Source organism: Achromobacter sp. JD-1 (assembly GCF_038594925.1).
Lineage (GTDB): Bacteria > Pseudomonadota > Gammaproteobacteria > Burkholderiales > Burkholderiaceae_B > Achromobacter > Achromobacter spanius_C.
This window is the reverse complement of record NZ_JBCGCS010000038.1, coordinates 8,800-21,310: the sequence shown is the minus strand read 5'-3', so window position 1 is coordinate 21,310 and position 12,511 is coordinate 8,800. Positions and strand designations below refer to the sequence as shown.

Sequence of the window (12,511 nt, the reverse complement as noted above, 5' to 3'; positions counted from 1 at the left end):
CCCCATCCCATCAAGCCGCCATAAGATAAATAACTTCAAATCAGACCCCGTAGGTGATGCCGCGCGTCGTTCCGCAGAAGCAAAGCCAAACGGGTGAGTCGTCAAAGCTGCGGCTACTGTCCGCCGACAACAGCCCGCGGACAGATCGGGTCCCGAGAGGCGCGGGCGATAGGCAGTATTTGTAGCCGGCCGCTGTCGACCCGAATGGGACGCTCATCTAACTCGAGCTGCCACCCAAAGCCGGCCTGAAGTCAAGGGATTTGACTAAGAAACAGCTTCGAGGCTCCACTGGCCAAACGAATCGAACTGATGGGCTGTGTTCGTCCCGGCCCCCCAATCAATAGGGACGGGCACGAGGTATGACCAGCTAAACTGAATCAGGGAGAAAAGCAGAGGAGAAAAAGTGCTCGGTTCCGCAGATATCAAAGTCCGGCCGCTTAAGTTGGCGCTCATGGTCGACCCGAACAGTGCCTCACAGGTGCGCGAAGCCATCCGCTTGGCCTGCACTCAGTGGGGCGGGATGTTCTTTCCAATCATTCCCGTGCACAAACGCATGCCTGCCAGTTGGCGAAATGGACCGCTGAAGGCACCTCCGGCGGAGAGCGTAGTGAAGGGATATCTCGATGGATTTGATCCAGACATCCTGGTCCAGTTCGGAAAGGAACTCCCCAAATACCTCCTCGACTCAAAGCTGAAGGTCCTCAAGCCGCAGGATCTTTGGCGCAGCGATCAAGATAAAGACGCGACCGAGCCCGCTTATGGGATTGGGGTGCTCGATATTCTATTTGACATCTACCGAGAGCACTTCAAATTCAAGGCGAAATACCCCCTCAAGGCCATTGTTCCCGTCATACCAAAGGCGTTTGGTCTGTTCTGGGCCAGCGTTTTCGGCGAATATCCAGCGAACATTGCCGAAGCTATTGACAGGGAGTTTGCGGACGCGTTGGATCTTTCGAAGCCGGATGTGCGCGTGGACAGGTTCCGCGAGTTGACTGGCGGGGACGTGATCTTTCCAAGACGTTTTACTCAATGGGCGACGCACGTGCGCGGAAGGAGCAGTTTTCATGGAAACGCCGTAGTCTTCTTCATGGACGCCTCGAATATTGAGGATGTGATCGATTTTTGGAACCTCAGGGCCTCAGGACGTTCGGTGCTACCGCTGCCGAAACAGTTCCTCGATGAGGAGTCCTTCAAACAGATCGTTGTTGAGTTTCTCGAGGAGCATCGTCGTCCTTGGGGGACGGGTGGTCGTGGCTTCGATGTCGCCAGCTTGGTTCGAAGCCGTCATAGCACGATGGATGAGATGCAGTCGTTTGCGAAATCCCTGGCGCTACCATCATCGAACGGCCAGCAGGGACCCGCGACGCAACGGGTGTCCCTTCAGCATTGGTATCCAAGGATGTGGGACGAATGGGCTCGAGGCAAGGATGGCGGCGTTGCCGACGTTTATGGGGAAGATAACGAAACCATCGACATCGCGGGAGAGAAAGGCCCGTCGATTCGGCTCAAATCTCTGATCCCGTCGTTTGGCCGCGAAAACTGGTTTTGGAGCCATGGCCGATGCGCGAACGAGTTCGACTTACGCCTCTACGGCGCTGACGAGCATCTGGCGGAGGTCTATCCAAAAGTTGAGGGTAATCATCTCCTACATGCGATCACCGGCTACACCCGTCTTGGCGAGTGGCGTGTAGGGCGCCATGGCCTAGTCAGGATCGTCCGCAGCGCGTCGGGTGAGTCGCGCAAGGCACTAGAGTCAGAGACAATCTTTTTCGCCTGGCTGAAGGATCGCGGCTGGGAAGCGAAGCTCTCGAGTCCAGGAATTCTTGCCAAGCAAATTTACAAGCGCCTCGGCGGCGTTGTCAGCATGCTCGCAGACAAAGATGTTCTTGCGCTGATCGAGCATATGAACGGCGGAACTGTCAGCAGGGACGGTGCGCAGAAGGATGGTAGGGTAGTCGCTGAGCGAGAGGCCTCCGTAGCCGAGGTCAAGAGAAAGCTGAACATTAATCGCTACGAATGGTTTGTTCAGAAGGGTATTTTCAAGATTGGCCTGCAGACGAAGTGTCCCAATTGCCAGCGGAACAGCTGGTTTGCCATCACGACGTTGAAGGAGGAGTTCGATTGCCCTAAGTGCTTGAACACGTTTCGCGCCGCGGGGAATATTGACCAGGGGCGAAGCGGCTGGTTTTATCGGACAGCCGGTCCATTCAGCGTGCCAAATTTTGCGGACGGCGCGTTCTCGGTCCTGCTGACGTTGGAGGCTCTTGCCGGACGCATATCCTCATCTCGTCGGAGCACCTCCGTCCCGAGTTTTGAGGCGACAGCGCCGGGCAAGGTGAGCCTTGAGGCTGACCTTGCCATGTTCTGGCGAGACGGGAGCTATGGCGATGACACCGCTGGCATCTTGTTCGGCGAATGCAAGAGCTATGGTCTTTTCAAGACCAAGGATTTTCAGCGCATGCGTTACCTCGCTGAGACTTTCCCCGGGGCGATCCTGGTTTTTAGTACGCTGCGTGAGAGCCTCACCCAGGATGAGATTGCGGCACTCACTCGGCTCGCAAAGTTCGGGCGTAAGTATTGGAAGGCGGAGCGACCCGTGAATCCCGTGCTGATTCTAACGGGTGCAGAGTTGTTGACATGGGAGAGCCCGCCGTTCTGCTGGAATGAGGAACTGCAGAAGCGATTCCAGAACGTACATTCGCTTATGGAGCACTGCAACGCCAGCCAGCAGATATACCTCGGGCTGCCACCGTGGCAAGAAGACTGGCAAACAGCGTTTGAACGACGCAGGCGAGCGCGCGAGAAGAAGAGTGAGGGCTAGGCCGCCTACCTGCTAGGTGTTTTTCGCGAGATACCGCTCTTGGCCGGCAAGCGACCGCTCGCCGGCGGGGATACATCAAACCTCTGTTTCTTTGCCAGTTAATGACAGCTGTGTAGTTGCTAACTCGGGAAAGATGGTATCACCGGTTTAACTGATCTCTCGCCGAAGTCGGTCGGCCCGAATGATTAGATTTACAGCGCAATCATCTCTGCAATTTGATAACCAAGGTTTGTGAGTTCAAAAAACTCCCCCTTCTGACCGCGCTCAACAACAAGATTCAATGCAACAAGCTCATTCAGCGCTTGTTCCCACTTTGCTACCTCGCGCCGCTCGCCCGATGGGATTACATTCTTTCCGTTTGTCTGGATATCGGTGCCGCCTATGTATCGGAGATACAGGATGCTCCCATGATCGTCCAAGCTTGCTTCCTTGAGCAGGACTCGTGCTTCAGCAGATATTTCGGGAATTTTAGTCTTCGATTCTTCGACTGAGTTGCTGTTGACCTCACCGAGATCAGTCAAAAAAAGAGAGTGCTCATTTAGCTTCAACTGAAGCTGCCGATAGAACTTTGTTCTGAAATCTGCATGGCTGTCGTAGCTCTCATATAAGCCTCGATTACGACATGATTCTTTAAAGCTCTTCAGCTTCGCAACCTGATCTAGGTCGACCGTATCCATTGCAACCGGTTGGCTTGAGAAATACAGCATGGTCGGCTTTCCCGTGTCGATATGGCGCTCAATCTCTTCCACCGTCCCGCTCGCGTAGTCGTCAGTTGCTGTGCCAATTCTGGTCCAGAAAACTCCGACCAGGAGATCACATTTGTCTAGGACTTGGTTATTGATGATGGTCTGAGCAGATGCTCCCATTTCAGGCGATGAATGAGTTTCCCAGCCAATCGGAAGCAGAACGACTTTCCGAGAATTTGAGTGAACCGCGTTCCACTCGTAGATGACGTCACGAACGATGGCTCTTTCGGAGCCGACATCCCCCGGCGAGGCGATCATCACGTTGTATGCCTTTGCGACGTAGCTCATCAAGCTCCCTTTGAGACGAACATAACAGTTATTCAATGAATCCATTAATCCGTGTTTTCAATGATAGTACGGGCAGATGGTAGCTCGCCATACTGACAACAAGAATTTCTTTAAAAATGGCATCTATGAGAAGAAGCTTAAATGGCGGCTCTTGGCCGCAGGCGGACCAAGGCCACGGTAGGCCGCCTTGTCGGAGACGGAAGCTATGGCGCGCATACGATGCGAGGTTCGCATCGAATCGGAAAATTCACTGAATTGGCGATGAAGCAGAAATGGTGCGCGCGCTCATGTAATTTGGCAGCCAGCGCTACGTCGTCACCAGCGCGGATGGTAACTTCGGGGCGCAGGGTGACGAGAGTGAATGCACCACCACGCTCGGGATCTTCGACCATGACTCCCTCGGCTTCATCACGGTAGGCTTCTACCCTCACGCCCTCGACCGCGCAAAAATGTAGATACCAGAGCTTGTGGCAGGCCGACAACGAGGCTACCAACATGTCTTCAGGATTCCATCGAGCTGAGTCTCCCCGAAAAGCCGGGTCGGAGGAACCGAGCATATCGGGTTTGTCAGCGGCCTGGATCACATAGTTGCGCGAGTACGCCTTATAGCTGGATGTGCCTGTGCCGGAGTTTCCAGTCCAGTTCACCGTAACGCGGTATTGGTGTTTGCCTTTCGCTATTGTCATGATCGCCTGGAAACAAAAATGCAGACCCGTCCACATGGCGGTCCTGCGGGTACGGCGCCAAGCGTAGCGGAAATTCGGCTGCTTCACTACATCTCGTTTCAGCATGCGAATTTTCACGTTATTCAAAACCGTCATATGGCGCACCGCACTAGCGGCCGCAAATTGAAGGCAGCAGCTTGGTAGTCAGAAAATCGGTCAGGCTCGGCGTTCCGCGCGAACCGTGCGTGATCTGGCTTATGCCAAATATAAGCTGGCGGTCATTCAAAGCGGTGGTGTCCTCCAAAGGCAAGGCCGTGATTGATCGGATTGACCAGGCCCGCGAGCGTCTGGCGCGGGGTAATCGCCCTGGCGAAAGCATCTCGGGTCTAGTGAGTCTTATGCGCAAGTTCGCACGAGCGCTGGAGCACGGCACACGGGCGGGAGGTGGCGAGCGTTAACAAGAAACGCGTCATTCGACCCTACAATCCAGATCGGACAGAAGGGGATAGACCGATTCCGAACCATTTCCGTCACTCGATCTCGGCTACTTCCATGGCCGCTTTGAAGCACACGATGGCCAATGGATGTCGAGATGGCTAGGTCTTCCGACCGCTCACGGGCTAGGCAATGCAGCAGCGCTTGAACTTCTTGCCGCTTCCGCACGGGCAAAGCTCATTGCGACCGACTTTGCCATAATTTGCGACGGATCGCGCCAAGCGTTTCTCTTTCAAAGTGGCCGCGGCCTTTCTCAGTTGTTCCAGGCGTTCACGAGAAAGTCCCTTCAACGAGACGGTCGACATCGAGGCTCGAATGGGCCCGTTGGGACCGTACACCAACTCAAGCAGAACACGGTCCGATTCGCCAGTGGCAGTCATGACGGCCTGCGCGTGTGCAGTGGTCATTTCGTGCCTCAGCTCGTCCGCCCCTTCGATGTTTACAAATATCGTCAATCGGACGTCACCGGCCGTCGACAAGGGCAAACAGCGGCCGCGTTTGGGGATCTCCGCTAGCTCTTCATCAATCCATTTGCTCAAGTCCGACCTCAAATCCCCAGCAAGATCGAGCAGGTAGCTCGCGATTCGCGAGCGGTGGGACTGGCTTTGCTTCGCTAGGAAATCGATAAGCTCTCTGAGTCGAGGGGGAACTTTTTGCGTTGGCAACGTTGGTTCATCGGCTCCCGTAAGCTTCGCTGAGAAGTACGCGTCGATCGCAGAACGATAGCCGTTGAAGCTCAATCGCGCCGCTGTATTCGAAAGATCGTCGGCGTGCATCGTGTAGTTGTTGTGGTCAAGGTAGAGCCCGAGGTGGTCCAGTTCATCGTCAAGCTGAAGTTTGTCAGACAGCGCGGCACGCATGCGCTGCTCGACAAAGTGTAGGAAATCGAGTGGGCCGACGAAGATGTCGCCGTACACACGCAGGTCTGACAGCGAAAGGGGCCAGACTGGCACCTCGCCAACGTCAACTCCAATTTTACGCAGATGCTGGGCCTGAGCTGCGAGTTCGGTAAACGAGTCGAGCGTGACTGCGCAAATGGTCTTGCAACGAAAATCGTTCTTGCGTAGCTTGCCGACTGGCCGACGTTTGGCGTCGAAGACGTCGACCTCGTCGGCACTTTCCAAATATTTCAGAAACCGCTGCCCTTGCTTGCTTGGCGCACCAACAAGTGCTTCCAACGACTTGACGTACGCAGGAAGGTCATTGGCAGGTGACGTGTAAGTGAAAGCACCGGCCTTCACCTCAATAACAAACAGGTGGTCGTCGTAAGTGATGACGCAATCGGCTTCAGCTAGATTCTTTGCGCTGCCAGATTCCGAGACGACTGGATAGTAGATTTCACGAAGTATGGTCGCCCCTGGCAGCAGTCGGCTGAAATAATCCACCGGTAGGTTTTCCGATATTTCCTTCCGATTCCGGATCCACTCCTGTTTTTCAGCCTCTGATTGCTGAAATATCCGTTTTTCTAGCTGGCGATAAAAGTGGTCAAAAAGCGAATGAAGTTCGAAGCAGTAGAACGTACCGTTGAATTTCAGAAACGGTCGTCGGAATATCGGCTGAATCCGGAGCGGCCAGCCACTGAAGTCGCCATCGGCAAGAAAATCCGTATCTTGGCCCGGCGCCCACGAGAAATCGTCGAGAAAGGCAACTGGCAAATCTGTAACCTTTCGAAGGTCGAAGAGATCCATATTCCCGAGCACGCCAGCGCTTCGACTCAAAGTGCCGCTATGGCCCAGACGTTCAGCGGTCGCAAGAATAAAATCACCTAAATTTTGAGACTCCATGTCGGCCTCGTTCTTCTCGATCATCCGTTCGATCTCCGTCATGACTTCGGTGTACGAACTGAACATCGAAGTCATTGCCTCATGAAGGCCAAAAATCAACGACTGCCAAATCTTTTTGAGTTCCGCCACAAGATAGTCCGACGGGATCCCATATGCTGCTTCGATCAGTTTTGACTGGTTTCTCAGCAAATCCGCGATGGCGTCGACTTGATGTACCTGATAGTAGTCGCCCCGAACGTTACACCAATGCATCTGGGCGCGAACGAAGAACTCCTCCATTGCATCGTCGTACACTGTCCCGGTCGCATTTCGATGAGCCGTCGCGCAGCTTGGATACTCGATATTCAATTTTTCGAAAAGTGCGGCGACGTCGCTTCGAAGATCGTTCCAATCCTCGTCGGATAGCTCACTCTTTTGAGCTTCGCCCCGTGGAGCCGCCGCGATAATGCTTTGCACATAGTCGATCATCCGTAAGGCAATAGCATCATCTTGCGTTACGTCCACCTCGACCTGAATGTGTCGGCTAGACATGACCTGCTCCCACCAAGCCCGAGTCAATAGTTGATCTGGCGGCAGAACACCCACCATAGAGACGATCCGCCTGACAAGGTCGTCTATCTCCTGAACAACACTGGCGTACCGGGCCGACAATTTTGCAAGGACCTGTGCATGTTGCTCTTTAGTCCAGTTAGATGTCAGCATGACATGCTTCCCAAACCGGGCGACTTGGAACAGGCCGTTGGAGAATGCTTCGTCCGGAAATGCTCGCTTGGTTTTGCGAGGGCGCTTGTTATGCTTTCCCATTTTTTAAACGTCGCTCCGTGCTTGTTGGACCGTTGTTCAGATTGGTTGATGTAATGTTGGATACATCGCCGCGTACGCTAGATCTAAAAGACTGCGGTTTCCAGGAGAGTTGTGGTTCCGCAAAGCGGAAGGAATTTAAGTATACCGAGGCCGCGGTGATGGTAACTGGAGACGAGCTTGAGAGCACTAAAATGCACTAAGGCGAATACTCGCCGCCCGCCACGACCACCGTTTTCGAAGTGAAAACGGTCGTTCGATTTGAGCGAACGAATGACTGAACATGGCCGATTCTGTTGAAAAACTCGATGTCAGCACGTCGTCGCGCCGAGATCGAAAATTCGACCTCGCAGATCGACCCAGGATCAACGATCTCATCCGGGGCAAGGAGTGAAGCACGCTCAAGAATATGGGCGAACGACAAATGGAGGAGTTTTTCAACAGAATCGGCTGGAAGCAGACCCACACGGATGCCGGTTTCCGACCCTGAGCAGCCGTTCGGCAGCGGTGTGCCAGAAACGGTCCGGCAAGGACAAATATTGACCGAGAGCTTTATGGCCGTAATCGGTCCCTCATTGATGCCCATATCCGACCCCAAGCGGACATCGCTCTGTTCCTTGAACTATTCGCAGTAGCTACAAGTGGCTTGACTACACGTGGCAACCGTCGCGTCAGGATTCTGGAAAGCTGTTGGCCGCCGCAACAGGGTCCGTTTTGCCAGGTCGTGGCGACTGATATTGATCCCGCAAATGAACGGCAGTTTGGTCGATGCTCGGATAAACAGTTGTGGCGTTGATGTTAATTCGATCAAGCTGTTCAAGAATGTGTGCCTTGTTCCGGATCGTGACCCGGGTAATTTCAATCCCATCTTGGCCGGCATCAGGAAGCGCAGCCTCGTGCCCGAACAGCAGGAATGCGCCGGACTGCGACTTGATGCGCGTATTCGTGCGTTTTGCCTTCACGCAGATGATAGACCTTAGATCGTCCGGCACAATCCGCCCTTCGAAAAATCCCTTCTCCGCCTTGATATGGTGGAGCAGTTTCTTTGCGACGTCCGTTACATTAAATGCATCTTTATCGAGGCCAAGATCGATGCCATTCTTCTGTGCATATGTGAGGTTAGATAGATTTGAAAGGCAACTGACGGTGTCTGAGTCATAGTATTTCACCAATTCCGCCACGACTTGGAAGACGATGACCTCACCGTCAAGTCCCGCTTGGTCCGCTCTGCAAGAGCAGGCAAAGAAAAGCGCCACCAGGGGATTGCTCGAGATGTCAAGCAGTCTTGTTGGTAATCCGTAGTGCTGCATGCGCACGAGACGGTCAAAGCAATACTGATCACCTTGAAACTCATCGTGATGCGCAATTAGTAGTTCCTTGCAGAGTCGGTCCTCTCTCGGCATGAACTGCCAATCGCCATTTTCCCATTTGCGCAGCAGTGACGGCGTCAGCTCATAATGGGCATCACTATGACCTCGGAAGAAAGCTTCGGTCGCGACTTTTCCCGGCGAGCCGTAGAGCAATTGAAGGAAGGACTCCACACTCTCGGCTACGCCAAGGATTTTTTTGTCGCGTGGGGGAGGCTGGACCGTTGCATCATCGGCGCGGGGCGTCTCACGCGTCACGACGAGATGAGCAAGGGCGGGATTGATAGTGGCCAATCGTTGCAGCACCATCTGCGGGTCGCCCTCACGGACGGCCCAGTGAGTGCGGTGAAGCTGGAATCGATCCGCACCAAATAACATCCGGGCTGCGTTGATGTCGCCGAACTCGACCTCACCGAAGTCGATCAATGTGTTGAAAACGGTGGAGACTTCCTTCGGGCCGGGCGTAGTGTGGGAAATTCGACCGTATTTGATAAACATCGAGACGCCGTCTCTAGCTTGCTTGATCTCGCTACACAAGAAGGTCGGCAACTTTTCGAGAAAAGCGATCGCCGCGGAATCCAGGCTTTCAAGCCGCTTCTCGATATCGGGTGGCGTGTATTCGAACATGCGCCCGCGGCCCATTGTGATCTCATTGCCCTTCTCCGCGAGGTACTCCCAGTTTCCGAAAGAGATGTAATTGAAGCTTTGCACTATGTGTCCTTGTCCCGTTCTTTCTTGCGTAGAGCAACATCGCAGCACAGTCTTGCCAGCACTTATATTTTCATTTCGCTCTGTTGAAGAGAGGATGAGTGGACAAGTTGGAAATGTCCAGGCTCATTGCGTTCGCCATTGTGTCGACAAGGCCCAGTGGGCGCCTGCCTTGGCAATCCGGGCGTACTGCCGCTTAGACAGCAGGAGTACGAGCTACTTGGTCTTTGTGCTTTCACGCTGCCGGTACGTCTCTGAGACGAAGTCAATGAATGCGACTGCGGATGCAACCGCAAGCCGTGCGTGTCGCGGCTGAAGACCACGATGATTTCCATCCCGACCATGACCAGTTCCATACAGCCCGCGCAGTTGTGCAAGGTTGTTTGTTAGCTGGGTCAGGTTACGGAGTATCAGCTTAATGTTCTCCGCGCCTTTTGCCTCATCGGAGATGCCCTCGGGCACCAACTGCAATTCCTTGGTCAGCCTCTTGGTCAGTTCCCCAAGGTCTTCGGACTTTGTGAAAGCAACGCCACGCTTGGTGAGAATTGTCTTGCAGCAAGTTTCAACTAGCTCTTTGGCGGTCCCAATAGCCAGAGCTGGATCACGGTCAATTCCATTCTCAAGACGCTCAATCTCCTTAGCCATCCAGCCAGCATTCAGAGCGTCAGCCACGTTCCTGGCCCGAAGGACAGCATGGCCTCCATGGTGTGTCAGTTCGGCGAATGAAAACCGCGGTCGACCTGCAATCTGTTCAATCTCATAAATCTCCCATCCAATTTGCCGCAACTGCTCATTGAAATGGGAGACGAGCTTCACGGCCTCTTCACGGTCGGGGCGGACAACCGGATGGACCACTTCACAAAGAAACCGGAGGAACTGCTCCGTCGAACCGTCTTTGAGGCCGAATCGCTCATCCGAGAAGATCCAGTCCTGATCCCAGTCGTCGTTGTTGAATCGGTGCTGCCAAATATCCCCTGCTGCATCTTTGAATCGACTATCGTGCGAGGGTAGTGCTTGCAAGTCATAGAGCCGGCTCAGGAACTCGACGTCATCGAGGGCGCCATTCCATGCTACGCGCTCCAATCTCAGACCATCCAAAATGTTGGTCCTTACCTCGCGTGGAATGCCCAGGTTATCGGTACGCCAATCCTTGCGCTGTTCGCGTTGAGGAAGAATCTTTGCTGTGTACCAGTCTTGTGTTTCTGACTCCAAAACTGTCTTGATACGCGCTGAGATTTGCTCTTCAAGTTGAGGACGCCTCGCTCCAAGTCGAGCGAATTCTCTCGCAGGTACGGATATCTGTATCTCCCAAATTTCCGTGCCACCGTTCCAGTTGTCGTAACCGGTTTGCTCCGCACGCGCAGGGTAGTTTCGAACGAGAGAGGCGGCTTCGAACATCCCCTCGGAACTGAGAAGGGCGTGCACAGTTGCTAGCGTTTCCTCAATTGCGGAGTTCTCCAAGGGGCTATCCTATATATCTGTGTCAAATGAGAGCAATCGAAGCTTAGCCTACGTACCCGTTTTAATGTCCAATTTCGGCACCCGTCGGGACTTGACGTGCCCTCGGAATCTCCGTACAGGTCAAAACTAGAGGTACGGTTACTTCTCAGCGCCCCAAGGCTTCGAAGACGCGCCCTTGGACTGTTGGTCGTGCTCTTCCAGCAAAAAGGTGAGATAGCTGCGCGTGAGGTTGCAGTACAGACGCGCTTCGTGCGGCTGGATCGCGATGCCCTCCTTGAGATCAGTTCCGTGACGGACACCTCCGCCTGTCGGCGATGAAAGATAGCCGTGCAAGGTCGTCATCCAGGTCATAATATTTTCCTGTGCTTTGCCTCGCTCCCGCTTTTTCATTTCGTTAATGATAGGCCCGAAATACTTCCCCTGAATCGTTACCGTGTCCTCACCCAAGCCGCGAAATGCTGTCGTGATCGATTCCAGAAGGAAGAGAATTTCTTGGACCGCACGCCGACCCTGGCCTGCATCGAGCAGCCGTTCGGATTCTGCCAAGCACTCGTCAATAAGCGCGCGGGCCTGCTCATCCAACGACGGCGCCTGACGCGGAACAGTAATCGGTGTATACGCGCGCATTGCGATTAAAGCAGGCGGTTGAATTTCATAGCCCGCATCATGTTCCGCCAGGATGGCATTGACAATTTGGACGTCTGGTACTCCTAAGCCGGACTGTTCGAGGTCTTCGCAGCAATTCCAAAAAGCCTCTATGAACACAGGCGCATTTTCAGCCGAGCTATCCATGACCCGAGATAGATCACTCCAGGCCCAATCCAGGCTGCTGCTTCGACCATTCCCGCCGAAGCGGCTTTTGCATTGCTCAACCGCGCTCCTCACATCACCCTGCGCCGCAATTCTTTCGATCAGATCGTAGAAAGCACGGACAACGCCTGGCGGGATAGGCCCCGGGCTTTTAAAACGCCACGATTTATCGAAGTTGAGCAATTTACTTGTCCTCGAGATTATTCGGAAATCCTTGCATTGACGGCGAGACCGAATATGAAATCAGCCTTTGGCGATTATCATTAATTTAGTCGGTTCAGTTCGAAGGAGGTGATCGCTGCCAGCGCGTCTTCGCGTTAGTCGGCAAGGCGGCTCCGAGTCTACCAAATTGTGCATGAGGCCTAACAGAGCCCGCTCGCGAGCCTCTGCTCAGCGATCGCCTCCGAGGACGAACGGTCACCTGAATGTCCCAATTTCGTTTGGTCCGAATGACTGTTCATGGCCGATTGCAGACCTTTCGGTCTGTTTAGCCGCTAAACACCCCATTCAAAACACGTTTATCCGGACCCGTGGATATGTGGATGATCGCTTCGCGACCGCCCGA

The 12,511-nt window shown here is 54.0% G+C and carries 8 protein-coding genes; 1 reads left to right on the top strand and 7 read right to left on the bottom strand.

All coding sequences use genetic code 11. The features are described 5' to 3' along the window. Positions 1 to 403: 403 nt before the first annotated feature. The gene (locus WBR68_RS30350; RefSeq protein ID WP_230696134.1) at positions 404 to 2,821 is read left to right on the top strand and encodes a hypothetical protein; all 2,418 of its coding nucleotides are present in this window, start codon (positions 404 to 406) and stop codon (positions 2,819 to 2,821) included. Between the two features lie 191 nt (positions 2,822 to 3,012). Here the strand turns inward: WBR68_RS30350 and WBR68_RS30345 are convergent, their stop codons facing one another. The 7 genes from WBR68_RS30345 to WBR68_RS30315 form a co-directional block, all read right to left on the bottom strand. Next, positions 3,013 to 3,855, bottom strand: coding sequence for a DUF4062 domain-containing protein (locus WBR68_RS30345; RefSeq protein ID WP_230696133.1), 843 nt, complete (start codon positions 3,853 to 3,855; stop codon positions 3,013 to 3,015). A gap of 203 nt (positions 3,856 to 4,058) precedes the next feature. Beyond that, complete coding sequence (locus WBR68_RS30340) at positions 4,059 to 4,541, bottom strand: OsmC family protein (protein ID WP_230696143.1); 483 nt, start codon at positions 4,539 to 4,541, stop codon at positions 4,059 to 4,061. Between the two features lie 599 nt (positions 4,542 to 5,140). After that, positions 5,141 to 7,603: a YecA family protein gene (locus WBR68_RS30335; protein ID WP_230696132.1), complete on the bottom strand. Its 2,463-nt coding sequence runs from the start codon at positions 7,601 to 7,603 to the stop codon at positions 5,141 to 5,143. A 196-nt stretch (positions 7,604 to 7,799) separates the two neighbouring features. Further along, positions 7,800 to 8,186 (bottom strand): hypothetical protein, encoded by a 387-nt coding sequence (locus tag WBR68_RS30330; RefSeq protein WP_230696131.1) that lies wholly within the window; start codon positions 8,184 to 8,186, stop codon positions 7,800 to 7,802. A gap of 85 nt (positions 8,187 to 8,271) precedes the next feature. Continuing rightward, positions 8,272 to 9,678 (bottom strand): FRG domain-containing protein, encoded by a 1,407-nt coding sequence (locus tag WBR68_RS30325; protein WP_230696130.1) that lies wholly within the window; start codon positions 9,676 to 9,678, stop codon positions 8,272 to 8,274. 213 nt (positions 9,679 to 9,891) lie between these two features. Further along, entirely contained in the window at positions 9,892 to 11,136 is a 1,245-nt protein-coding gene (locus WBR68_RS30320; protein WP_230696129.1) for an abortive infection family protein, read from the bottom strand. A 138-nt stretch (positions 11,137 to 11,274) separates the two neighbouring features. Next, a complete protein-coding gene (locus tag WBR68_RS30315) occupies positions 11,275 to 12,129 on the bottom strand; it encodes a hypothetical protein (protein WP_230696128.1) in 855 nt (284 codons plus the stop codon). Between the last annotated feature and the right edge of the window lie 382 nt (positions 12,130 to 12,511).

Excerpts from the sequence above, each read along its gene's own strand:
- WBR68_RS30345 (WP_230696133.1), bottom strand. The coding sequence starts at position 3,855 with ATGAGCTACGTCGCAAAGGCATACAACGTGATGATCGCCTCGCCGGGG.
- WBR68_RS30340 (WP_230696143.1), bottom strand. The coding sequence starts at position 4,541 with ATGACAATAGCGAAAGGCAAACACCAATACCGCGTTACGGTGAACTGG.
- WBR68_RS30335 (WP_230696132.1), bottom strand. The coding sequence starts at position 7,603 with ATGGGAAAGCATAACAAGCGCCCTCGCAAAACCAAGCGAGCATTTCCG.
- WBR68_RS30330 (WP_230696131.1), bottom strand. The coding sequence starts at position 8,186 with ATGGGCATCAATGAGGGACCGATTACGGCCATAAAGCTCTCGGTCAAT.